Below are 25286 nucleotides of genomic sequence, written 5' to 3' on the forward strand. Positions count from 1 at the left end.
TTCTATTAAGTAGCAGAGCTTTTTCTCTTTTAGAATTTTATTTTATGCTATTGATAAAACTTTTAGCCTCATTTTTCTCTAGAGCTTTAATAAAAGCAGTTCCAATTATTGCGCCATCAGCATATTGACAAGCATATTCAAAACTCTCTTTATTATTGATTCCAAATCCTATAAGACTGGGGCTTTCAATCTGTTTAATTCTATCAAAATAGGTATTTTGTTTTTCATTAACTTTCATACTACCTCCTGTTGTAGCTGATGATGATACTAGATAAAGAAAGCCTTGAGTTGATGAAATTAGTTTTTGAAGACGCTTTTCTTCAGTTTCAGGGCAAGCCAAAAGGACATTGTAAACACCATATTTTTCGAATTCTGATTTGTAATGTAATTCGAACTCATCGAGAGGAAGATCTGGGACAATAAGTCCATCGATTCCTATATTTTCACATTCTTTCAAGAAATTTTCTACGCCATAATTGTAAATCGTATTCCAGTAACCCATTAAAACTAAAGGGATATCTACAGTTTTACGAACCGACTTTAGTTGTTCTAAAAGCAGTCGTAGTTTCATGCCATTATCTAAGGCTTGTTTTGCAGCTGCTTGAATTGCCGGTCCATCTGCTAAAGGATCTGAGAATGGAATGCCAATTTCAACCATATCTACGCCTGCTTTTTGTAGCAATTCAAGATTAGGAACGGTGTCGTTTAAGTTTGGGTATCCAGCAGGAAAATAGATGGATAATATATCTTGTTTTTTATTTTGAAATAAACTGTCTATTCTGTTCATGAGATGATGTATTAATGCATTAATTTGTTTTTGAGTGAGTTTGAAGTGTTTTGTTTAATTCATAACTCTAAATTCATAACTCATAATTCTAAATGTGTCATATAGGTTTCCATATCCTTATCGCCACGACCGGATACAATAACGACAACCACCTCGTCTTTTTTAAACTGGATTTTATCCAAGGCCGCTAAAGCGTGGGCAGATTCTAAGGCAGGAATTATACCTTCATTAAGGGCTAAATCTTTAGCAGCCTTAAGCGCATCATCATCAGTAGCACTTATATATTTAACGCGACCTGTTTTTGCTAAGTGAGCATGTACTGGCCCAACTCCCGGGTAGTCTAATCCTGCCGAAATTGAGTATGGTTCTATAATTTGACCATCATCATCTTGCATAAGCAGTGTTTTGCTTCCATGTATAAAACCAGTTGTACCAATGGTTATAGTTGCTGCTGTTTCTGAAGAATCAATTCCTTTTCCTGCAGCTTCTACTGCTATTAACTTAACTTCTTTATCATCTATATAATGGTAAAAAGCACCAGCGGCATTACTGCCTCCGCCTACACAGGCGATTATGCAATCAGGATTTTCTCTACCTTGTTCTGTTACCAATTGTTTTTTAATTTCTTCCGAAATAATTGATTGTAATCGACTAACCATATCAGGATAAGGATGTGGACCTACTACTGAGCCAATAAGGTAGAATGAGTGTGGATTTGCAATCCAATCTCGAATAGCCTCGTTGGTTGCATCTTTAAGTGTTTGGTTTCCCGATGTAGAAGGAATTACTGTAGCACCTAACATTTTCATTCGAGCCACATTTGGTGCCTGTCTTTCCACATCCAAAGCTCCCATATGAACCACACATTCGAGTCCAAATAGTGCACAAACAGTTGCGGTTGCTACACCGTGTTGACCAGCTCCCGTTTCAGCAATTATGCGTTTTTTACCTAGGTGTTTGGCTACGAGTATTTGTCCAATTGTATTGTTTATTTTGTGTGCTCCTGTATGCGTTAAATCTTCTCGTTTTAAGTAGACCTGCGTTTTATATTTTGCTGACAGATTAGTCGCATAAGTAAGTGGAGTAGGTCGTCCTACATAATTGTCGAGCAAACGTGCGTATTCCGATTTAAAATTTTCTGATTCGAGTATATCTAAATAGGCATTTTCGAGTTCGTCTAAATTTCTACGAAGGAGCTCTGGGATATATGCTCCTCCAAATTCACCGTAAAAGCCTTTGTTATCAATCTGATTATTCATCTTGTATATTGTTTTTGAGGTAGAAGTTGTTATTTGTTAATCGTTGTTTGTTTTTAACTGGTTGCAAAATGTATTAATAAGTGGAACATTCTTTAAACCAGGTTTGTCTTCGAATCCTGAATTAATATCAAAGGCAAAAAGTTGAGGGTGATTCAATTTTTGTAATTGTTGAATATCTTCGGGCTTTATACCTCCGCTAAGGAAAAAAGGCTTATTCCCTTTGTATTTCTCCAACAGAGTCCAGTCAAATTTTCTGCCACTACCACCATAATTCTTCGACGAGGTGTCAAATAGATAATAATCAGCAACTGATTCATAAGCCTCTAATTGATTAAAATCAAACTCTTCATCCATTTGAAATGCTTTGATAATCCCAAAACCAAGTTTTTTTAGGTCGCTGCAATACTGAGGTTTTTCGTCGCCATGGCATTGAATAAAATCAAATTCATTTTCGTAATCTTTAAGTGTCCATAGAATATCTTCCGAACGAGCATTTACAAAAACGGCTATCTTTTTGATATGCTTGGGTATCTTACTAATAATTTCTTTGTTAAGGGTATCTCCAACGAAACGTTTCGATCTTTCAACAAAAATGAAGCCCATAAAATCGACATCAAGTTTAGCTATACCTTCTATATTTTCTGGACTTTTAAGTCCGCATACTTTTAGTTTCATAGTTTTAGTATTAAAGACTTAGCTTATGTGTTAATTCAGAACATATTTCACCAGGATTATCGTGTTTCATAAAGTATTCGCCAATTAGAAAGGCTTGAAAGCCATTTGATCTTAAAAAGCGAATGTCACTTTCTCCTTTAATACCGCTTTCAGCAACTTTTACGAAAGTATTAGGGATTTGTTCCGACAATTTTATGGAATGATTTAGATCTACAGAGAAGTCTTTTAAGTTGCGATTGTTTATGCCAACCAAGTCTATTAATGGGTTAATGCGATCCAACTCTTCTTCATTGTGAATCTCCAAAAGAATCTCTAAGCCTAAATCTTTAGCAATTTTACTCATGTTTTCCACTTCTTGGGGAGTTAGAATTGCTGCTATTAATAGAATTAAATCTGCACCCATTGCTTTGCTTTGATAGACCTGATAAGGATCTATTAAGAAATCCTTACGCAAAAGTGGTATATTAAGGTATTTTCTAGCATTTTGAAAATCATCATCACGTGCTCCAAAAAAGGTTTTGTCTGTTAAAACAGATACTATCGATACATTTGCTTCTTGGTACGATTCAAGTACTTTTTTAATGTTAGCATCCGCATTAATTGGTCCTTTCTTAGGCGATTGTCTTTTAAATTCAGATATAATCCCAGATTTCTTCTCGTTTAAGATTGCTGTCTTTGCCGAATAACAAGTTCGATTAAAGAGCGCTTGTTTCTTAAGCTCATCAATGCTGAATTGTGTCTTAAGAAGGGCGACTTCTTTATGTTTTTGTTCTACAATAGTGCGTAATATATCGTGCATAATTTTAGATTTCTTTTTGAACAAGTTTGTTAAGTGCATTCATTGCCTTACCCGATTCCAATGATACTCTAGCTCTATCCATAGCATCTTCTCTCGATAGTTCTGGATGGAGACAATGGATACCTGTGCCGGCATTAGCAATACATACGGAGTTTTGAGCCTCGCTACCATTCCCCTTTAAAACTTTAACAAAGAGTTTGGCAGCTTCTTCAACAGATTGTCCTCCATATAATTCTTCTGGAGCTAAAAGCTTAAATCCTAAGTCGTGAGGAGTAAGTATTTCTTCTCTATTATTTGATATCAGTTTTACTTTATCCGTTAAGGCAATTTCGTCATAACCATCAATATTGTGAATGATTGTATAATTGGTCTCTGTTTCTTGCAATACATAATTATATAGTCGAGCCAACTCTAAATCATAAACGCCTACAATTTGATTTTTGGGTTGAGATGGGTTAACTAAAGGTCCTAGCATGTTGAAAAACGTTCTTATACCTAGGTTTCTTCTAATGGATGCTACATTTTTCATTGCAGGGTTGAAACGTGGTGCATGTAAAAAACAAATGCCCGATCGCTCCAAATCTTCTTTTAGTTCGTTTTCCGTATCCTTAAACTGATAACCTAAATGTTCGATTACATTCGATGACCCACAGAATGAAGATACCGAGTAATTCCCGTGTTTACTAACCATTTCGCCAGAGCCTGCTACGATAAACGAAGCTAATGTTGATATATTAAACGTGTTTTTAGTATCGCCACCAGTACCACATAGATCGATACAATTGTAATCACTCAAATCAATAGGAATACCCATTTTCAAAAGAGCAGTTCTAAAGCCACTTAGTTCATCAACAGTTATACTTCGCATTTGAAATACGGTAAGAAAAGCGATGATTTGAGCTTCATTGTATTCGCCTTTTGTAATGTGTATTAAAACCTCTTCAGCTTCTTGCTTTGTAAGTGTTTTGTATTCGAATAAATGATGTAATATATTTTTCATGTTGTCTTTTTTATCTTGAATGATTAATGAATTACTAAATGTTGATTAATTTTTTTTTAGCCAATTCTCAATCATCTGTAGTCCTTCTGGGGTAAGAATAGATTCGGGATGGAATTGAATACCTTCCACATCGTATTCTTTGTGTCTTAAACCCATAATCATCTTTGCATCATCTCTACATGTTACTTCTAGGCAATCAGGTAATCCCGTTTCGGCTACATTCCACGAGTGGTAACGTCCAGCTTTAAAAACTTGAGGAATATCTTTTAATACTTTTGAATTTTCGCTGCATTTTGTAATGTCATTGGCTATGCCATGATATACCTTTTCGGGATTTTCTAATACGCCACCAAATACTTCCGCAATTGCTTGATGACCTAAGCAAATGCCTAAAATTGATTTTGTAGCGGCATATTTTTCTATCAAAGCTTTCAATATGCCAGCTTCGTCAGGGATTCCAGGTCCTGGTGAAAGAAGAATTTTGTCGAACTTTTCAACCTCTTCTAGGTCAATTTCTCTATTGCGATGAATTTCTATTTCACCAATGTTTAGTTGACGTAAATATTCAACCAAGTTATATGTGAATGAATCGTAATTATCTAAGACTAATATTTTCATGCTATTTTCTATTATTTACTGATGCCTTCAGCAATTATCATTGCTTTTCTAAGGGCTGCTAACTTATTATCTACTTCCTTTAATTCATTCTCAGCTATTGATTTTTCAACAACACCTGCTCCAGCCTGATAATACAAGGTATTATCTTTACTTAGGAAGGTACGAATCATAATAGCTTGATTAACTTCACCATTAAAGCCAATTGAGCCGATACATCCACCATAAAAACCACGACTTGTAGGCTCATATTTGTCTATAAGTTCCATCGCTTTATATTTTGGCGCGCCTGATAAGGTTCCTGCAGGAAAAGTATTCCCAATTAATTCAAAGGTGTTGTAATTTTTAGGTAACTCTCCAGATACTTTTGAGACCAAATGAATAACATGAGAATAAAATTGAACCTCACGAAAGGTTTCGATTTTTATATTTGTTGCATTTCGACTCAAATCATTTCTGGCTAAATCGACTAGCATAACGTGTTCTGATTGTTCTTTTTCATCAGCTTGAAGCTGTTTTGCTAATTCAACATCCTGCAAAGCATTACCTGTCCTGCGGAATGTTCCAGCAATAGGATGTATATATGCTTTATTGTTTTTCACCTCTATTTGAGCCTCGGGTGATGAGCCCATAATTCTAAATGAACCACAGTCGAAATAAAATAGGTAAGGAGAAGGGTTTACAGATCGAAGGGCTCTATAAAGGTTGAAATCATCGCCTTTATAAGCTTTTGAAAATGATCTCGAAAGAACAATTTGAAAAACATCACCACGTTTGCAATGTTGTATTCCTTTTTCAACCATATCAAGGTAGGCTTGATCGGTCATGTTTGTTTTTTCTTCTTCATTTTTTAATGAGAAATTAAAACTTGGAACATTGTGATTACGAAGTAAATCTTCAATCTCTTTTATTCTCGACTCTTCATTGTTTTGAGTTAACTCAACTATGGTAAGTGTATTGTTAAAGTGATTAACTTCTATAATAAATCTATAAAGAGAGTAGGAGAGTTGCGGAATCTTTTCTCCTGGTTTCTCTATAAAATTCAAACTTTCGAAGCCAGGAACAGCATCAAACGAGGTATAACCAAATAGAGCATTTGCTTTATTTATTTCATCCTTGTCTTCCAGATCAAACTGTTTTACGAATTTTTCAAGTTTATTAGCTAAGAATCCAACAGGTTGACCTTTTATGTGTGTTTCTATTCTTTCTGTCCCAATACTTTCAATCAATAAATTATCTTTTAGACAAATATTTGCGATTGGTTCTAATGCAATAAAAGAACTTGCGTTTTCAGGACTATGATAGTCGGAACTTTCTAGGAGAATGCTCTGTGGAAAACGGTCTCTAAGTTTAAGATACATGCTTACCGGTGTAATCACATCGGCTAGCATTTGTTTTTTATAATGTTTGAACTTGATCATGGTTTTGAAATTTTGAGTAAAAAAAAGCGACCTACTGAATAATCAGTAGGTCGCTTGATGCTGTTTTTATCTTTAAATTAAAGGCTTAAAATTTGCATATAGGGGCGGACGTTTCTGCTCAGTGTATATGAGAGATTAGTATTGTGCCACCACCAAAATTTACAAACAAAAGCGTTCATGGTTATTTCTTATTAGATTGCTACAAATATTTGAATTTTAATTTAAAAATCCAAATGTTCCTGGTTAATAGTTAATAGTTTTTATCTAAATAGATGTTTAATTGTCAGATAATCAGCTTTTACGGTTATTTAATATCGTTCGAAAAAAATGACTTTGCAATCGTTCTTAAGTTGTATTCCGATGCCATAGCTTCTCCATAAGCTCCTGTCGATCGAATGGAAATTAGGTCATTCCTTTTCGTCTCTGGTAATGATACGGCTTTCCCGAAACAGTCTGATGATTCACATATTGGTCCAACCACATCATAGTTTTCGAGAGCTTTATTCGAACTTAGATTCTCTATTTTATGAAATGCTTGATAAAGTGCAGGACGAAGTAATTCAGTCATTCCTGCATCTAAAATTGCAAATTTTGTGTTGATCCCTTTTTTGACATATAAAACACGAGAAATTAAGCTGCCGCATTGACAAACAACTGATCGACCTAGTTCAAAATGAACTTTTTGATTTGCTTTTAGATTTAGAAACTCATTAAATATGGCAAAGTAGTTTTTAAAATCAGGAATAGGTTCTTCATCTGGTTGATGGTAATTGATTCCTAAACCACCGCCAACATTAATATGTTCCACAATAATTTGATGACTTTGAAACCAATCTTGAATCTCATTTATACGAATACAAAGGCTTTTAAAAACACTTAAATCGACAATTTGAGATCCAATATGGAAATGTAATCCAATTAGATTTAGATTTTTAGATGCTTTTAAAATTCCAATAATTTCTTCAAACTCCCAGGGATTAATACCGAATTTATTTTCAGCTATTCCAGTTGTAATATAATGATGCGTATTCGCATTTACATTAGGATTTATTCTTAAAGCGATATTAGCAACTTTATTTTTTGACTTGGCAATTTCTTCAATGACTTCGATTTCCGGAATTGATTCACAATTGAAACAAAATATATTCGTGTCAAGAGCTAGTTCAATCTCCTTATCCGATTTACCAACACCTGCAAATACAATTTTATTTGTAGGAAATCCATTTTCTATTGATCTTTTAATTTCATTTCCACTCACACAATCAGCTCCAAGTCCGTACGATTGAATTAGTGAAAGAATGCGTGGGTTTGCATTTGCTTTTATGGCGTAATGGACCTGAAAGTTATATAGAGCAGCTTCGTTTTTAATGCTGATCAAACTTTTCTCTAGGAGCTCCATATCGTAGTAGTAGAATGGAGTCTCTTGTGAGTTTAAATAGTTATATGTAGATGAATTAATCATGTGTGTTAAGTTTAGAAGTTGATTCAATAATTAAACGCTGACATTTTCTATTTGAAAAGTTTGTTCAATGAATTTAAGGCTTTAACCTTGTCTTCTTGATCAACTAATACTGAAATGTTGTGATCGCTTCCTCCATAAGAAATCATCCTAAGAGGTGTTTCTTCTAGAGCTTCAAATACTAATTTAGCTGAACCTGATGCTTCAGATATAAAGTCTCCTACAATACAAACAATTGATTGATTGTAGTCAATTTCAACAGTCCCTAATTTCTCCAATTCAGCTTCAATTTCTTTAAGTCGACTGGTGTCGTCAATTGTTAGTGATACGGCAACTTCAGAAGTTGTAATCATATCAATAGGCGTTTTGTAAATTTCAAATACTTCAAATATTTTTCTTATGAATCCATAGGCGAGTAACATACGCCCCGATTTGATTTTTACCGCTGTAATACCATCTTTAGCGGCAACAGCTTTAATACGTTTATGATTTAGTTTGGGCGAAATTAAAGTTCCTTCATCGGTAGGACTTAATGTGTTTTTAAGACGTACAGGTAAGTTGCTTAATTTACATGGTAGAACACTCGCTGGATGCATAATTTTTGCACCAAAATAGGCTAACTCTGCAGCCTCGTCAAAAGACAGTTCGCTAATAGCATAAGTGTCTTCTACAAAACGTGGATCGTTATTGTGAAACCCATCAATATCAGTCCAAATTTGAACTTCTTCTGCATCAATTGCTACACCAATAAGCGAAGCTGAGTAATCACTTCCTCCTCGGTGAAGATTATCGACTTCGCCATAAGCATTTCTACAGATATAGCCTTGAGTAATAAACAGTTTTGTTTGAGTGTGCTGATCGATTTCTCTTTTCAGATTTTCTTGAATGTAATAACTATCAGGTTCCCCGTCCTTATCAATTCTCATAAAATTAAGAGCAGGAAGCAGTACTGAATCAATATCATTTTCTTCTAGATGGTAGTGGAACATAGCAGTCGAAATTAATTCACCTTGAGCTAATACTGCTTTTTCTTGAAGTTGAGTAAACGTTTTATGTACAAAGTTTCTAATATAAACAAAGTGCGAATTGATTAATTCTAAGCCTTTAGTTATATATTTTTCCCTTGTATATAATTCATTTACTCTTAAGATGTAGCTCTGCTGAAGCTCTTCAATTCGTTGAAGCGCATTTTTATCATCTCCTTTATAAAGGAACTCTGTAATTTCAACTAATGCATTGGTTGTTCCAGCCATAGCTGAAAGAACGACAATACATGAGTCTTCATTTTGTACGATTTCAGCTAGCTTTTGGATTCTTTGAGGTGTTCCAACGGATGTTCCGCCAAATTTTAGGATTTTCATATTGTGGATTTGTAATAGTTTGAAAATTTAAAGCTTGATTTTTTTGTGAATGGTTATTCAAGGATCAAATTATAATATATAAGCTATAAGTACAAAGAAAGCCTGCAGAATATCTGCAGGCTTTCGTATAATTTAAAGCTTCACATTATTCCACAAGTAGTAATTCAATAGTGCTTATTGCGCTTTATCTGTTTATACATTGTTGTAAATAGTGTTTGCATTTGTTTTATTTTTATGGCTACAAATATGATGAAAAAATTAAGATGAAAAAACTAAATCGAATAAAATTTCACAAATAATTATTTATTTCACCAGTTGTTTAGAATTTCACACTTTTAAGTATTTTTGCAGATAACAATTAATCTTTATAAAAGTGTAAGCTTTTCGTGTTAGTAAGTCAGTTATAAGTGCTAGTTAGAGTTTGGAAAGTTGATTAGAAAAGTTATTGGTCGTTTGTATAAATAGAAAAACTCAGGTCCCCACCTGAGTTTTCTTACTAACCTAAATCTAACCTATGAAAACGACTAAACTCGTGTGATTCAGAGTTTAGAATTGATTGTAGAAATCAACTTGTTTTGTATTCACAAAGATACATTATTATTTTATTGTGAAAAAAACAAGTGAGTTAAAGAAGCTTAATTAGATGATTGTTAATGATATTATCCTACAAATAATTGGTGTCGTATTAATCTGTCTATATTATAATTGTTAAGTGAGTTTTTAATGTTGTTTATATTAGCATATCGAACCCTAGGTATCATGGTTTTCTGAAAGTTCCTACTCCAGTAATAATAGCTTTAGGTACTTTATCTTCACTTTTTCTATCTGTTTGAGAAAGGTGGTACATCGAATGAATAACAACGCCAATATCGTCAATTTCTATTTGGCCTGTCCAACAGGCTAGAGATCCATATTTGCTAAAATCAACAATGAAAGCAATAAGATTACCTTTAAGACGTCCAATAATTTCAAATTTTTCATCGAAATTGGGAACGCCTATTTTGGTTTGAAATGTTCCTGTAATATTTTCACCATCAATTTTTAGATTCATTTCGGAATCATGCTGATTTTGCCAGTAACCGTTTAAATTTATGTCCATAGAGCAGATGTTTTATATCTGAAACATTTCTCAGAAAGCTATGTTTCTAGACGGAATGATTAAACTGATCAAATTTATTTGTATTAATATAGGTGAAATATGTGATTTTAACAAGATTTCTAGACTTTGAAAATATGTTTCTTTTGGAATTCATGCTATCTTTGCAAATTCGAGTATTGATCTTAATTTTGGATAAAAAGATTAAGCGTATCAGTTTTGAATTATTTTAATTTCATGAGGGCGTAAAATATATTAGTTAAGACTATTAAATTTATTTCCTGAATAAAGAATTTTTAAATGAGTATTGAAAGTATTATAAAAGGTAAAGTAGTAGAGGCTATAAGTGCTTGCTATGGTCAGATAGTTGAAGAGGATAGTGTTCAGATTCAGAAGACCCGACGCGAATTTGAAGGAGATTTAACAGTTGTTGTTTTTCCATTTTTGCGCTTCTCTAAGAAATCACCTGAGGAAACTGCTAACGATCTTGGAAATTATTTACAAGAGAATATAGATTCTATTCCTTCTTTTAATATTGTAAAAGGATTTTTGAATTTAGTAATTGATAATTCATATTGGCTTTCTGTTTTAAACGAAGCTGTTAATACAGATAATTACGGTTTTATTCCTTTGAAAGAAGGAGCTAGAAAGGTCATGATTGAATATTCATCACCTAATACCAATAAGCCTCTTCATCTTGGACACATTAGAAATAACTTATTAGGTTATTCTGTTGCACAAATTCTTAAGGCAAACGGACTAGAAGTTATTAAGGTTAATCTTGTTAATGATAGAGGTATTCATATCTGTAAATCGATGTTGGCTTGGTTGCGTTTTGGAGAAGGTGAAACACCTGAATCGACGGGAATCAAAGGTGACCATTTGGTTGGAAAATACTATGTTAAGTTTGATCAAGAATATAAAAAAGAAGTTGCAACTTTAGTTGCTAGCGGCATGGAAGCTGATGAGGCTAAAAAGAAATCTCCTCTATTAATCGAAGCTCAAGAAATGCTTGTGAAGTGGGAAGCTGGAGATGAAGAAACAGTTGCCCTTTGGCGTAAAATGAACGATTGGGTATTAGCTGGTTTCGAAATTACTTACAAAACAATGGGAGTCGATTTCGATAAAGTTTACTTCGAATCGGATACATATAAAAAAGGTAAGGCTATTGTTATGCGTGGCCTTGAAGAAGGCGTTCTTTACCAAAAAGAAACAGGATCGGTTTGGGCTAATTTAGAATCCGATGGTTTAGATCATAAATTATTACTACGTGATGATGGAACATCGGTATATATGACTCAAGATATTGGAACAGCTTACGAGCGTTTTAATGAGTATAAAATTGATGAGCACATTTATGTTGTAGGTAATGAGCAAAATTATCATTTCCAGGTTCTTTCTCTAGTTATGGGAAAATTAGGTTACGAATGGCATGATAAAATTCAGCACCTATCTTATGGTATGGTTGAATTACCTGAGGGTAAAATGAAATCTCGTGAAGGTACTGTTGTTGATGCTGACGATTTGATGAATGAGATGGTTAACACGGCTCGTGAAACTTCTGAAGAATTAGGTAAATTGTCAGGTTATTCAAAAGAAGAAGCTGAGGATGTTTATTATAAAGTTGCGATGGGCGCATTAAAATATTTTATTCTTAAGGTTGATCCTAAAAAGAATATGATGTTTAATCCTAAAGACTCTATTGATTTTAATGGCAATACAGGTCCATTTATTCAATATACATATACACGTATTCAATCTGTATTACGTAAAGCAGTTGAAAGTGGTATTGAAATTCCAGTTTTGGCTAAATTTGATTTAGTTATTTCTGAAAAAGAATCGTTTTTAATTCAGTTACTAGCAAATTATCCAAACGTAATAAAGGATGCAGGTCGCGATAAAAGCCCAGCTATAATTTCAAATTACGTTTACGATTTGTCTAAGGAGTACAATCAGTTTTATCACGATTTTCCTATGAACAAAGAGGAGAACGAAGATCTTAGAAATTTCCGTTTTGTTTTATCTAAACAAGTAGCAGAAATTATTAAGTCGGGAATGAGCTTGTTAGGAGTTAGTTTGCCAGAGAGAATGTAAATATAGTTGTACTGGCTTAATGCCGATACAAATAATAGAATATAGGAATGAGTTGATTCTTTATTTAAGGAGCTTATTCAAATTAATAGCAAGAAAATCTGTTTTGACTTTTAAGTAGGTGTCTTATTAAAAGATGACTAGAGATATAAGCAAATACTCAGAATTTTCTATTTTTGCAGGGAACTTAAAAAAATCAGTCAAAGAATGTTTGAAAATCTTAATGAAAGACTTGAGCGGTCCTTTCAAATATTGAAAGGTCAAGGAAAGATCACAGAAATAAATATAGCTGAAACGTTAAAGGATGTTCGTCGTGCTTTACTTGATGCCGATGTCAATTTTAAAATCGCTAAGTCGTTTACTAATACAGTAAAAGAAAAAGCATTAGGACAAAATGTACTGACTTCATTGAAGCCAAATCAATTAATGGTGAAAATAGTTCACGATGAGTTGGCTGAATTGATGGGAAATGAGTTTGTTGATATTGAGACAAAAGGAAATCCTGCTGTTATTCTTATTGCTGGTCTTCAAGGTTCTGGTAAAACAACATTTTCAGGGAAGTTAGCTCTTTTACTTAAGACAAAGCGTTCTATGAATCCTTTGTTGGTTGCGGGTGATGTTTATCGTCCTGCTGCAATAGATCAGTTGCATGTTTTAGGTGAGCAAATTGGTGTTCCTGTTTATTCCGATAAGGATAATAAAAACCCAGTTAAAATTGCCGAAGCTGCAATTAAAGAAGCAAAAGCTAAAGGAAATGATATCATTATTGTTGATACAGCAGGTCGTTTGGCTGTTGATGAAACAATGATGAAGGAGATTGAAGCTGTTAAAAAAGCGATCAATCCTTCTGAAATTTTGTTTGTAGTCGATTCAATGACAGGTCAAGATGCCGTAAATACAGCTAAAGAGTTTAATGATAGATTAGACTTTGACGGTGTTGTATTAACAAAACTTGATGGTGATACGCGTGGTGGTGCTGCTTTATCTATTCGTACAGTTGTAAATAAACCAATTAAGTTTGTTGGTACGGGTGAAAAAATGGAAGCGCTTGATGTTTTCCATCCATCACGTATGGCTGATCGTATTTTGGGTATGGGAGATATTGTTTCACTTGTTGAGCGTGCACAGGAGCAGTTCGATGCCGATGAAGCTCGTAGTTTACAAAAGAAGATTGCTAAAAATCAATTCAACTTTAATGATTTCCTTTCTCAGATTTCTCAAATCAAGAAAATGGGTAATCTTAAAGATTTAGCATCTATGATTCCTGGTGTGGGTAAAGCACTTAAAAATGTTGATATCGATGATGATGCCTTTAAGGGTATCGAAGCTATTATATATTCAATGACTCCATTGGAACGTGAAAATCCAACTTTATTGAACGGATCTCGACGAAAACGTATTGCCGATGGTAGCGGATCAAATATTCAGGATGTGAATCGTTTGATTAAACAATTCGATGAAACTCGAAAATTGATGAAGATGATGTCCAAAGGTGGAAAAATGTCCCGAATGATGGGTAAACTTCCGATGGGAAAGCGATAGACAAAATATAAAAATGCTTGGCCTTTAGGTCAGGCATTTTTTATTATTTAATAATAATGATTTGTGGCCAGTAAATAGGTTGCATTAAATTTATCACAGATACATAACTAGTCATGCAATTAATCGATGGAAAAAAAATTTCGGCTGAAGTAAAGCAAGAGATTGCAGCTGAAGTAGTAGAGCTTATTAAAAAAGGTGGTAAAAAGCCACACCTAGCGGCTATTATTGTTGGACACGATGGTGCCAGCGAAACTTATGTGGCTGCTAAAGTTAAAGCCTGTCATCAAGTTGGCTTTGATTCTTCTGAGTTTAGGTTTGAAGACACAATCACTGAAGATGAGTTGTTGGCTGAGATTAAAAAAGTGAATCAAGATGATTCAGTTGACGGTTTAATTGTTCAATTACCTTTGCCAAAGCATATTTCGGAATCTAAAGTGATTGAAACAATTTGTCCTGAAAAAGATGTTGATGGATTTCATCCTATGAATGTTGGTAAAATGGTTGCAACACTTCCTACATACTTACCAGCTACACCAGCAGGAATTGTTGAGTTATTGAAACGATATAAAATTGAAACTTCTGGTAAAAACTGTGTTGTTCTTGGTCGAAGTAATATTGTTGGTACGCCAATGAGTATTCTTATGTCACGTAAGGCTACGCATGGAGATTGTACCGTAACACTTTGTCATAGTCGTACAAAGAATATACCTGAAATTACTCGTGAAGCAGATATTGTAATTGTTGCATTAGGCATGCCTGAATTTTTAACTAAAGATATGGTTAAAGAGGGTGCTACAGTAATTGATGTGGGAATTCATAGAATCAAATCTGATAAAACAAAATCAGGATGGAAACTTATTGGCGACGTTAAATTCGATGAGGTTGCTCCTAAGTGTTCATTTATAACACCTGTTCCGGGTGGGGTTGGTCCTATGACAATTGTGTCATTACTTCAAAATACATTACTAGCGTCTAAAAAAGAGATCTATTCGTAGTAACTAGTTCCATATAATATATAAGGGATGATTCTTAATTGAATCATCCCTTTTTTTTTACAAACTCAATGTACATATCTTAAATGGAACGGTGAAAAAAGAAACGCTTAAAGAGTCGAAAGATTGTTTTTTTGAACCTGTAAAAGGGTCTCGTTGTTGTTCTTATATATAGTGTAATTTGATATAGAGATGTAGTTAATGATGTCTAAACCTAATTTTTAATTTCTGATATTTTATCGAACATCTCTATAATTAGTTTTTTTTTGTGTTCAGTTGTGTTTTTTTTAAGGTTTCGAGGGTTTTAAAAGTGTTTTTTTTGGACTGTTATGGTCCTTTTTTTAGGGTTGTTGTATTTTTTTATTTTTTTTTAAAAATAAAAATAGATGTGTGAATGTCATTTTTATGTTCTAATCAGCCTGCATCTTTTGTTTTCTTATGCAAGTTTTTAGTATCTGATTGTTAGGCGTTTATAATTTTTCAGCAAACGATTGTGTTTTTTATAACAAAATGTTATTTATCCTTTATTATGTTATAATTTATTACCGCAATCATACGTGTTAAGGTATGTTAAGGCTTTGTTAATGATTGTTAAATCCATTTAATGTGGTACATTTATGACTGACTAATACAATTTTAGACCATTTGCATTTTTATTTACTACTAACTAAAAAGAATTTTTTATGAAAAAATTAATTGGACTATTTGCTTTTCTACTTCTAGTAGGGACTCAAATAGTAACTGCGCAAAGCAAGGAAATTTCCGGTGCTGTAACTAGTGCCGATGACGGGCTAGGAATGCCTGGAGTATCTGTTGTTATAAAAGGTACCACTGTTGGTGCTAGTACAGATATGGATGGAAGATATAGTATTGAAGCTTCGGCAAGTGATGTGCTTGTTTATAGCTTTGTGGGGATGATTTCCCAAAATGTAACGATTGGTTCGCAAACTGTTATTAATGTAGTACTTGAAACTGAATCTATTGATATGGATGAAGTTGTTGTTACTGCCTTGGGTATAACTAGAGATAAAAAATCTTTAGGTTATGCTGTAACGGAAGTTGGCGGAGAATCAATAAGTGAAGGTAAAGAATCTAATATCATTAATTCATTATCGGGTAAAGTAGCTGGTGTAAGTATTCGTCAAGCTAACACAATGGGAGGATCTGCGAATATTATAATTCGTGGTTCAACTTCAATATCGGGGAATAATCAAGCTCTTTTTGTGGTTGATGGTGTACCTATGGATAATTCCAATACGAATACTGCTGACCAGTCAAGTGGTTGGGGTGGTTATGACTATGGTAATGCTGCTTCTGATATAAACCCTGATGATGTAGAGTCTGTTTCTATTTTGAAAGGTGCTGCTGCATCTGCTCTTTATGGATCTAGAGCTGCTAATGGTGTTGTTTTGATTACAACTAAAAAAGGGAAAAAGAGAAAAGGTATAGGTGTCTCTATTAATTCGGGTGTTACATTTAGTACTATAAATAGAGAAACGATGCCTGAGTACCAATATGAGTATGGTGCAGGTTATTCACAAGACTGGACTTTTGCAGGTAGTAATGGATTGAATGGTGAAACCGTTGTTAATGTAAATGATGATGCTTCTTGGGGGCCAGCTTTCGACCCTAATATGAACGTTGTACATTGGGATGCTCTTGACCCTACTGCTGATAATTATGGTGAAACAAGACCATGGGTTGCTCCGAATTCTAAAGTTTACGATTTTTTCGAGACAGGTGTGAAATTGACAAATAGTATTGCTTTAACAGGTGGAGACGAATTTGGAAGTTTTAGATTATCTTATACAAATTCTGATGAGAGTGGCATACTTCCTAACTCTTCGATCAAGAAGAATAGTATGTCTATTAAAGCTGATTATAAATTATCGGAAAAATTAACAGCAACTGCTAGTGCTAATTATGTGAATACAAAAGGTAAAGGTCGTTTTGGAACTGGTTATGATGATAATAACCCGATGCAAGGTCTTGCTCAGTGGTTTGAAACGAATCTTGATTTTGGTAGATTAAAGGATACTTATGAAACTGCCGATGGAGGACAGTTAACATGGAATGCTTCTAGTCCTACTGATATTTCGCCAGCATATACTAATAATCCTTATTGGGTTCGTTATAAGAATTATGAGGATGATGAAAGAAATAGATTGTTTGGGCATGTTGCTTTAGATTATAAGTTGAATGATATGTTTTCTATAACTTATAGAACATCTATTGATTTTTATCAAGAAAGACAAAATGAAAGAATTGCCGAAGGATCCAATGCGCAATCTTATTTTTCTACTTATGATAGAACTTTTTCTGAGTGGAATAGTGATCTGATGTTGAAATTTAATAAAACGGTAAATGATTTTAGTTTAAGTGCTTTATTAGGTGTTAATTATTTAGATAGAAATATTCAATCTATTTTCGGTGAAACTTCTGGAGGTTTAATAGTACCAGGTTTATATACCGTTTCTAATAGTACTGTAGCTGTATCTCCAGTAGAAAGCCTTAGCGAGAAGAATACTAAATCTGGTTATGGAAGTTTTTCAGTAGGGTATCAGAATTTTGCTTATTTAGAGGCATCTTTTAGAGTTGATCAATCATCGACTTTACCAACTGATAATAATACTTATTTTTATCCTGCTGTTTCTGGTAGTTTAATTCTATCAGAATTGGATTTTATGAAAGATTTATCTTTCCTTTCTTTTGCTAAGCTTAGAGGTAATTATGCTGAAGTAGGTAATGATACCAATCCATATAATATTAGTTCTGCTTATTATCAGTATACAAACTGGGGAGATAAAGCAAATTTCTCTGTTAGCAGTACTTTGAAAAATCCTGATTTAAAATCAGAAAGAACAGAGAGTGTTGAGCTTGGTTTAGAAGCCAAATTCTTAGATAATCGATTTGGTTTTGATTTTGCAGTATATCAATCAAAGTCTTACGATCAAATTATGGCTGTTAATGTTTCAAAAGGTAGTGGGTACACAAGTGCTTATGTAAATTCTGGCGAGATTGAAAATAAAGGGATTGAATTAGGTCTTAATGCTCATATCATTAAAACAAGTGATTTTAATTGGGATATGAACGTTAATTGGGCTCAGAACAAAAATGAGGTTATCAGTCTATACGATGGTGTTACTAATATTCCAATAACTTCAGCTTGGGATGTTACTTTGAATGCAACAGTTGGTGAAGCTTATGGCGTTCTTAAAGGAACCGATTTTAATTACGTAGATGGTAAAAAAGTTGTTGATGCTTCTACTGGTTATTATACAAAAACTGCCGATGATGATAAGGTAATTGGAAACATCCAAGCTGATTGGACTGGTGGTATTACGAATACATTCTCTTATAAAGGGATTAGTCTTCGTACTCTTATTGATATTCAACAAGGTGGTGATATTTATTCAGTAGACCGTAAATATGGTTTAGCTACAGGTTTATATAAAGAAACTGCTGGATTAAACTCAAAAGGAAATCCTAAGCGTGATGCTGTGTCAGATGGTGGAGGTATTTTACATGCTAATGCTGTTTATGCTGATGGAACTCAAAATACAACTTTTGCAAGTGCAAGTGGTTGGGGTGGAGACCAATATTATGGTCGAACACCAACTGCTAGATACATCTATGATGCTTCGTATGTTAAGTTGAGAGAAGTTACATTGTCGTATACGCTTCCTAAAAGTATTTTGAGTAAAACATTCTTAAATAAAGCTGTAATTTCTGCAGTTGGACGTAATCTTTGGATTATACATAAGAATACACCTGGTTTCGATCCTGAAACTGGTCTGAGTTCTGGTAATAAGCAAGGTATTGCTAATGCATCTTACCCAACAACTAGAACATATGGTTTTAATGTTAGTTTAGGATTTTAATATTAAAGAAAGAAAAAGATGAAAAAAATAATATATTTATTACTAGGGATTGTTTCTACGGTGGGAATTGTTTCTTGCGAATTGGAAGATAATATAGATTCGAAGAGTGCAAGTGAAGTTCCTGTAGAAACCTTATTTACAAATGCAGAAATTGCTTTTGTAGATCAGTATAACAGCATGAACGTTAATTTTAATATATCGCGAATGTTAGCTCAGTATTGGTCTGATGTGACTTATACTGATGGATCTCGTTACGATTTTCAAGATCGTGGTATTCCAGATACTTTTTGGGCAGAATTCTATAGAGACGTTTTAATGGATCTAGAAGATGCTAAAGCTGTAATAGAAGCAGAGGAATATACTGGAGCTTTAGCTGATCAAGCTACAAATCAAATAGCTATTATTGAAATTTTAGAGGTTTATACCTATTCTGTTTTAACGGAAACATTTGGTAATGTACCTTATACTGAGGCTAATATGGGTGCTGCTGATTTTACTCCAGCATACGATGATGCAGCAACTGTTTATGCTGATTTATTTACAAGACTAGATGCTGCAATAGCTGATTTAAATGCCGATAACAGTTCATTTGGTGATACAGACTTATTATTTGATGGAGATATTACAAAATGGAAAACTTTTGCAAATTCTTTAAAGCTAAGAATGGCTATGCGTATGGCTGATGTTCCAAGCTTTGGTTCTGAAACTAAAGTTTTAGAGGCTGTAGCTGCAGGCGTATTTGATACTAATTTAGATGGTGCCTTTTTCGAATATATTGGTACTGATCCTTATGTGAGTACTATTTATGATGGATTTACAATTGATGGGCGAAATGATTATTGTCCTTCAAATACTTTAATAGATATGATGAATGATCTTAATGATCCTCGTCTTCCATTATGGTTTACTACTGTAAATGGTGAATATAAGGGAATCGAATTCGGTTTAGTGGATGGTGTTCCTTATTCTAATTATTCTCATTTCAGTGATCCTTTTTTCGAACCAACATTTGAAGCTGTTCTTTCTGATTATTCAGAAATGGAATTCTTTTTAGCTGAAGCTGTTGAAAGAGGTTGGGCTGTTAGTGGAACTGCTGAGTCTCATTATAATAATGGTATTACAGCAAGTATTCTATATTATGGTGGAACGCAAGCTGAAGCTGATGCTTATTTAGCTCAGTCTTCTGTTGCTTATGCAACTGCAACAGGAACATGGAAAGAAAAGATTGGTACTCAAAAATGGTTAGCTATGTATAACCGTGGTCTTGAAGGCTGGTCTGAGTGGAGAAGACTTGATTACCCAATTTTAAATTTCCCTGTAGGAATGACTTATGCTGATATTCCTACTCGTTTCCCTTATCCTTATACTGAAAATGATATGAACGAGGATAATTATGATGCTGCTGCTGCTGCTATAGGTGGTGACTCAGCAACAACTAAACTTTGGTGGGATAAAAACTAATTAAATTATGAAAATTATGAAAAAAGATTTTTTAAAATATATTTTAGTAATGTTTCTGGCAGTATCGTTTGCTTCGTGTGAGGATGATGATGATAAGGAAATTTACTATGATTCGGCAGTGCTTAGCTTATCAGAAACTGAATTTACCATTTTAGATTCTGAGCTTGCAACCGAAATTGATTTTATGAGTACTACTAAAACGGTAACTAATGTTTCTATTGAAGTCGATGGAAATGAAATTTCTTCAGGAACAGCAACAGGAAATAAGTATTCTTTTACTCTAGATCGTTCTAATTTTGGTGTCGCAGGTGATACTTTAGATGGTAGTTTTAGAGCTTATGTGTATGCAACAGTTGATGGGAAAGTAAAAGAAATGTACACTACTTTTGAAATGGTACCTGCTACTTCTCTTCGTATTCCATTTGTAGAAGATGTTGATGAAGATGGTGAGGGTATTGAAGTTGATGAACCAATTTATGAGTTATCTGATGTTGTGAAAAACTTTACTTACAAGGTTTCACCTAAAACAGCGACAGATATTGCTGTTACTGCTTCTCTTAAATTAAATAGCGAAGAGTATACTGAGCTTTGGACTAAAGATTATGATTCTGAAGACTTAGATTGGTCTTTTATGGGATCTGACTATACTAAAGGAGATACATTAAATCTAATGTTGATTGCTAAAGTTGGTACTTTTGTTGATACTGTAACGAGTTCAATTATCGTTAGTGAGTATTTATTAGGAGCAACAAGTTCTATTCAAGTAGACGTTGATATGCCAGGGTATGATTTAGTAGGTGATTCTGTTATTGATATAGCAGAAACGGCTTGTAATATCAAGTTTACTCACGATTATGCTAATCTTGAACAAGGTATCACAGGATTAAATTCTACATCTTTTGTGCTTGTTGATGCGGCAGATGAAGATTTGATGGCTGCGACTAACCTTCCATTACTTAAGTCTGCTTTTGATGCAGGTACAGCAGTTATGGTGCTTGATAACGTTGTTGCTGATGAGAAATATATCGTTAAGTATACAAAAGGTGCTGATATTTATTATGGAATTATTGTTATCACAGAAACGAATCAAGTTCGTGATGGTGATATGGATTTTGTAATGATGGATTATGCATTGGAAATGTATGACGAACAGCAGTAAGCTTTATTATTATATAAAAGAGTTGATCTTCGGATCAACTCTTTTTTTATGCAACAAAACCCAACTCCTAAGTAGAAGTTGGGTTTGTTATTTTTGAAGAGTGTAGAAGTTTAGTAACTCACTTCCATTTTTACTTTCTTTTTCTTGATGCGCTCGTTTTTTAGCATTCTAAGAAGTTTTTCAGCCATATTACGTTTTACTGCTACAAACGATGAATGATCCAATACTTCAACCTTTCCTAGTTCATCTTTTTCTAGTTGTCCTTTTTTCATAAAAAAGCCAACAATGTCCATTTTGTTAATTTTATCCTTTTTACCAGCATCTAAATAAATAGTTAGCCATTCAGGATCTTCTGGAAGCGTAATATTGTCAGGTATTATCATTTCTTCAATATCCTGATTAACGAATTCGGGAAGGTAATCACTATCAGCTAATATAAAATAAGAACAACCTGATGCATCCATACGTGCTGTACGACCGTTACGGTGAGTGTAAGCATCTGCTGTTGTTGGCAATTGATAATGTATCACATGTTTTATTGATGGGATATCAAGACCTCTAGATGCTAAATCTGTGGTAATTAGAATTTGATGAGATCCGTTTCTAAATTTAATTAGAGCTTTCTCCCGATCGTCTTGTTTTAAACCACCATGAAAAGTGTCGTGTTGTAAATGAGAATCTTGTAATAAATCACTAATTCGATCTACCGTGTCACGATGATTACAAAAAACTAAGGTTGCTTCATTGCCATTGTGACAAATCAAATTAAATAGGGCAGTTAGTTTATCTTTACCGTCAGCTCTAACAATTTTCTCAACTAAAGTTTCTTTGGGAGCATCAACAAGGTAATTAATCTCAAACGGATTTTTTACGCCAGTAAATTCTGGAATACTCTCGCTTTTGGTTGCTGATGTTAGAATTCTTTTTTTGATAAACTCTAATTGTTCGATGATTTCACCCATTTCTCTATGAAATCCCAGTTCTAGAGATTTATCAAACTCATCAAGAATGATGGTGTTGATGCTATCGGGCGAAAAGTTTTCACGACGAAGGTGGTCTGCAATTCGTCCAGGTGTTCCAATAAGAACGGCAGGAGGAGTCGAAAGACTATTTTTCTCAATTTTCATAGCGTGACCACCATAACAGCAGTTTACTTTGAAAGGACTTGATAAGCTTTTAAAAACAGATTCAATTTGAATAGCAAGTTCACGAGATGGTGCTAATACTAAGGTTTGAACACCTTTTATATTCTCATCAAGTTGATTTAGAAGTGGAAGTAGAAAAGCCAAGGTTTTCCCTGAACCTGTTGGAGATAGAAGAATGATATCATCATTATCTTTCCATGCTTTAATGCATTTTTCTTGCATCGGTTTTAGGGCTTTAATTCCTAATCCCTTTAATATATCTTGTATGTTAATTTTATTTTCTTGCATGTGGCAAAAGTAACTCTATTTTTGTAATAATTCGTAATCCGTAATTTGTCATTCGTAATTATTAATTCAAAATTCCTAATTCCTCAATAGTAATTGTTTGCTTGATAACTTTCGCTTATTTTTGCCGAGCTTAAATAAAGAAACTATGGAGACGGTTAACAAGCCAAAGTCGGAACAAGAGAAGAAGGATGCGTATTTTCAGCGTAAGATTGCCAAACGAATGGGTAAAGCCATTGTTGATTTTGAGTTGATAGAGGAGGGCGATCGTATTATGGTTGGCGTTTCTGGGGGAAAAGATTCTCTTGCTTTACTTGAGCTTCTAGCCTTAAGACGTAAGTTCAAGAAACAAAATTTTGAAGTTGTTGCAGTTCATATTAATGTTTTAGATTTGCCTTACGAGGTCGATCGTGAATTTCTTAAGTCGTTTTGTGATAACTTGGATGTGTCTTTAGTTTTTAGAGATATAAATGTCGATTTTGAGCGACCAAGTAAAAAGCCAGCATGTTTCCGCTGTTCTTGGCATAGAAGAACCACTCTTTTTAAAATGACTGGGGAACTTAAATGTAATAAGCTTGCTTTAGGTCATCATATGGATGATGCCATTGAAACCTTACTGATGAATATGATGTATCAAGGTTCAGTTTGTAGTATGCCAGCCAAATTGAGTATGTTTCAAGGTAACATTACTTTAATACGTCCGTTGATACTTTTAAAGGATGCGGAAATGCGTGAATACAGTCGAATTCGTAAATTTGTACTTGAAAAGGAACTTTGTCCACACGAAGATGTAACAAAAAGAAAAGAAACCACTAAGATGATTGACCGTATTGCAGGTGATGATTCTCGTATAAGAACTAATTTATTTCGTTCTATGAGTAATGTTCAGACGGAATACTTACCTATATCTAAAAAAAAATAGTTTGAATTAAGTTTATTTAAATTGAATAAGCTATTTTTATTCTTTAATTAATACCTCCTGAATGAGGCGTTTAATCTTCACACACTATAATTCAAATTATGGCTAAAGAGATATTAGTATTAGATATAGAAACCACTGGATTTTTAAATCAAGGTGGTAAAATTGTGGAAATAGGAATTGTTAAACTTGATTTAGATACGGGAGCTATTACACCTGCTTATAATTCTTTAATTAAAGAAGAAGGACTTAATGCGTCTCATACTCGCGGTGGTTTTGGATGGATTTTCCAGAATTCAGATCTTGATTTTGAGGACGTTTTAGAAGCTCCAAGTTTAGAAAGTCAAAAGGAGGAAATTCAAGATTTATTAGATAATTATCGAGTAACAGCATATAACAAAGCTTTCGATTTCGGGTTTTTAAAGGACAGAGGTTTTCATATTAAGGAATTAGATTGTCCGATGCTTTTATCAACTCCAATTGTGAAATTACCAGCTGCCAATGGTCGAAGAGGATTTAAATGGCCAAAAGTTGAAGAAGCTTGGGATTTTTTCTTTGGAAATACGGGATATGACGAAGCTCATCGAGGATTGGATGATGCTGCTCATGAAGCAAAAATTGTTTATAAGTTATACCAAATGGGTGAATTTCCGTATACGGTAAGCTTATTTGATTAAGTATAATAAATCCCGCTTTTTTAAGGCGGGATTTTTTTATTCTGTTCTGACGTGTTCTGATTTAACGCTATCAATCTTACTAAAGCGTTTAATTATTTTTTCAACATCACTCTGTCTTATGCTTAATGTTATTCGGCAAGTTAGGTTAAAATCCTGATCAATTTGTAGAGGTTCTTCCTCTTTTATAATTCTCATAACATCATTCATAACGAGGTAGTCAAAATGAATATCATAAATATCATTTACTGTTTTATCTATGATTTCGGCATTCAAAATAGCATCATGAGCCGCAGTTTTATATGCTTGAATTAAACCTCCTACGCCTAGTTTGGTACCTCCAAAATATCTAACAACAACAATTAAAATATTAGTTAGATCTGAAGATAGTATTTGCCCCAGTATTGGCTTGCCAGCAGTTGAAGAAGGTTCACCATCATCGTTGGCACGAAAAGTCTTCTTATCGGCTCCTAACATGTATGCATAGCAATGATGACGTGCATCGTAATATTCTTTCTTGAGTTTATCTATTTTAATTTTAATATCTTCTTCACATGTCACAGGATAAGCATATGTAATAAATTTGCTTCCTTTTTCTTTATAGATACCTTCCGATATGTTTTTTATGGTCTTGTAACTATCTGATTCCATAATACAATGGTTAA

20 protein-coding genes are annotated in these 25286 nt (G+C 33.8%); 8 read left to right on the top strand and 12 right to left on the bottom strand.

Annotated elements, in window-relative coordinates:
• Positions 1 to 37: 37 nt before the first annotated feature.
• From trpA to EMN46_RS10305, 10 genes are all read right to left on the bottom strand, one after another.
• Positions 38 to 787 carry a tryptophan synthase subunit alpha gene (gene trpA / locus EMN46_RS10260; protein WP_154200713.1) on the bottom strand — a complete coding sequence of 250 codons (750 nt, stop codon included), beginning with the start codon at positions 785 to 787 and terminating at the stop codon, positions 38 to 40.
• A gap of 80 nt (positions 788 to 867) precedes the next feature.
• Entirely contained in the window at positions 868 to 2046 is a 1179-nt protein-coding gene (gene trpB / locus EMN46_RS10265; protein WP_154200714.1) for a tryptophan synthase subunit beta, read from the bottom strand.
• Positions 2047 to 2082: 36 nt separating this feature from the next.
• Entirely contained in the window at positions 2083 to 2721 is a 639-nt protein-coding gene (locus EMN46_RS10270; protein ID WP_154200715.1) for a phosphoribosylanthranilate isomerase, read from the bottom strand.
• A gap of 10 nt (positions 2722 to 2731) precedes the next feature.
• On the bottom strand, positions 2732 to 3520 hold the full coding sequence (gene trpC, locus EMN46_RS10275) for an indole-3-glycerol phosphate synthase TrpC (RefSeq protein ID WP_154200716.1): 789 nt from the start codon (positions 3518 to 3520) through the stop codon (positions 2732 to 2734).
• 4 nt (positions 3521 to 3524) lie between these two features.
• Positions 3525 to 4520, bottom strand: coding sequence for an anthranilate phosphoribosyltransferase (trpD, locus tag EMN46_RS10280; RefSeq protein WP_154200717.1), 996 nt, complete (start codon positions 4518 to 4520; stop codon positions 3525 to 3527).
• 45 nt (positions 4521 to 4565) lie between these two features.
• Positions 4566 to 5138 carry an aminodeoxychorismate/anthranilate synthase component II gene (locus EMN46_RS10285; RefSeq protein ID WP_154200718.1) on the bottom strand — a complete coding sequence of 191 codons (573 nt, stop codon included), beginning with the start codon at positions 5136 to 5138 and terminating at the stop codon, positions 4566 to 4568.
• Between the two features lie 11 nt (positions 5139 to 5149).
• Positions 5150 to 6556, bottom strand: a complete 1407-nt coding sequence (locus EMN46_RS10290) for an anthranilate synthase component I family protein (RefSeq protein ID WP_154200719.1) — start codon at positions 6554 to 6556, stop codon at positions 5150 to 5152.
• A 304-nt stretch (positions 6557 to 6860) separates the two neighbouring features.
• Complete coding sequence (gene lysA, locus EMN46_RS10295) at positions 6861 to 8018, bottom strand: diaminopimelate decarboxylase (protein WP_154200720.1); 1158 nt, start codon at positions 8016 to 8018, stop codon at positions 6861 to 6863.
• Positions 8019 to 8065: 47 nt separating this feature from the next.
• Positions 8066 to 9376 (bottom strand): aspartate kinase, encoded by a 1311-nt coding sequence (locus tag EMN46_RS10300; RefSeq protein ID WP_154200721.1) that lies wholly within the window; start codon positions 9374 to 9376, stop codon positions 8066 to 8068.
• Between the two features lie 757 nt (positions 9377 to 10133).
• Complete coding sequence (locus tag EMN46_RS10305) at positions 10134 to 10475, bottom strand: avidin/streptavidin family protein (RefSeq protein WP_154200722.1); 342 nt, start codon at positions 10473 to 10475, stop codon at positions 10134 to 10136.
• Positions 10476 to 10772: 297 nt separating this feature from the next.
• Here EMN46_RS10305 and argS point away from each other — a divergent pair, with 297 nt between their 5' ends.
• The 6 genes from argS to EMN46_RS10335 all read left to right on the top strand — a co-directional run bounded on the left by argS (position 10773) and on the right by EMN46_RS10335 (position 21598).
• The gene (gene argS / locus EMN46_RS10310) at positions 10773 to 12566 is read left to right on the top strand and encodes an arginine--tRNA ligase (protein ID WP_154200723.1); all 1794 of its coding nucleotides are present in this window, start codon (positions 10773 to 10775) and stop codon (positions 12564 to 12566) included.
• Positions 12567 to 12770: 204 nt separating this feature from the next.
• Entirely contained in the window at positions 12771 to 14105 is a 1335-nt protein-coding gene (gene ffh, locus EMN46_RS10315; RefSeq protein WP_154200724.1) for a signal recognition particle protein, read from the top strand.
• 113 nt (positions 14106 to 14218) lie between these two features.
• Positions 14219 to 15100 (top strand): bifunctional 5,10-methylenetetrahydrofolate dehydrogenase/5,10-methenyltetrahydrofolate cyclohydrolase, encoded by an 882-nt coding sequence (locus tag EMN46_RS10320; protein ID WP_154200725.1) that lies wholly within the window; start codon positions 14219 to 14221, stop codon positions 15098 to 15100.
• A gap of 680 nt (positions 15101 to 15780) precedes the next feature.
• Positions 15781 to 18978, top strand: a complete 3198-nt coding sequence (locus EMN46_RS10325) for a SusC/RagA family TonB-linked outer membrane protein (RefSeq protein WP_154200726.1) — start codon at positions 15781 to 15783, stop codon at positions 18976 to 18978.
• Positions 18979 to 18996: 18 nt separating this feature from the next.
• On the top strand, positions 18997 to 20439 hold the full coding sequence (locus EMN46_RS10330; RefSeq protein WP_154200727.1) for a SusD/RagB family nutrient-binding outer membrane lipoprotein: 1443 nt from the start codon (positions 18997 to 18999) through the stop codon (positions 20437 to 20439).
• A 16-nt stretch (positions 20440 to 20455) separates the two neighbouring features.
• Positions 20456 to 21598 (top strand): hypothetical protein, encoded by a 1143-nt coding sequence (locus tag EMN46_RS10335; RefSeq protein ID WP_154200728.1) that lies wholly within the window; start codon positions 20456 to 20458, stop codon positions 21596 to 21598.
• Positions 21599 to 21708: 110 nt separating this feature from the next.
• On the opposite strand, the gene EMN46_RS10340 is transcribed toward EMN46_RS10335, so the two are convergent.
• Entirely contained in the window at positions 21709 to 23031 is a 1323-nt protein-coding gene (locus EMN46_RS10340; protein WP_154200729.1) for a DEAD/DEAH box helicase, read from the bottom strand.
• A gap of 145 nt (positions 23032 to 23176) precedes the next feature.
• Between EMN46_RS10340 and EMN46_RS10345 the strand changes: the two genes are divergently transcribed.
• Both EMN46_RS10345 and EMN46_RS10350 read left to right on the top strand, forming a co-directional pair.
• A complete protein-coding gene (locus EMN46_RS10345) occupies positions 23177 to 23950 on the top strand; it encodes an ATP-binding protein (RefSeq protein WP_154200730.1) in 774 nt (257 codons plus the stop codon).
• A 98-nt stretch (positions 23951 to 24048) separates the two neighbouring features.
• Positions 24049 to 24624, top strand: a complete 576-nt coding sequence (locus EMN46_RS10350) for a 3'-5' exonuclease (protein WP_154200731.1) — start codon at positions 24049 to 24051, stop codon at positions 24622 to 24624.
• A 36-nt stretch (positions 24625 to 24660) separates the two neighbouring features.
• Here EMN46_RS10350 and EMN46_RS10355 read toward each other — a convergent pair whose 3' ends face one another.
• Positions 24661 to 25272 carry a YigZ family protein gene (locus EMN46_RS10355; RefSeq protein WP_154200732.1) on the bottom strand — a complete coding sequence of 204 codons (612 nt, stop codon included), beginning with the start codon at positions 25270 to 25272 and terminating at the stop codon, positions 24661 to 24663.
• Between the last annotated feature and the right edge of the window lie 14 nt (positions 25273 to 25286).

Source organism: Ancylomarina sp. 16SWW S1-10-2, from assembly GCF_009669305.1.
Taxonomy (GTDB): domain Bacteria; phylum Bacteroidota; class Bacteroidia; order Bacteroidales; family Marinifilaceae; genus Ancylomarina.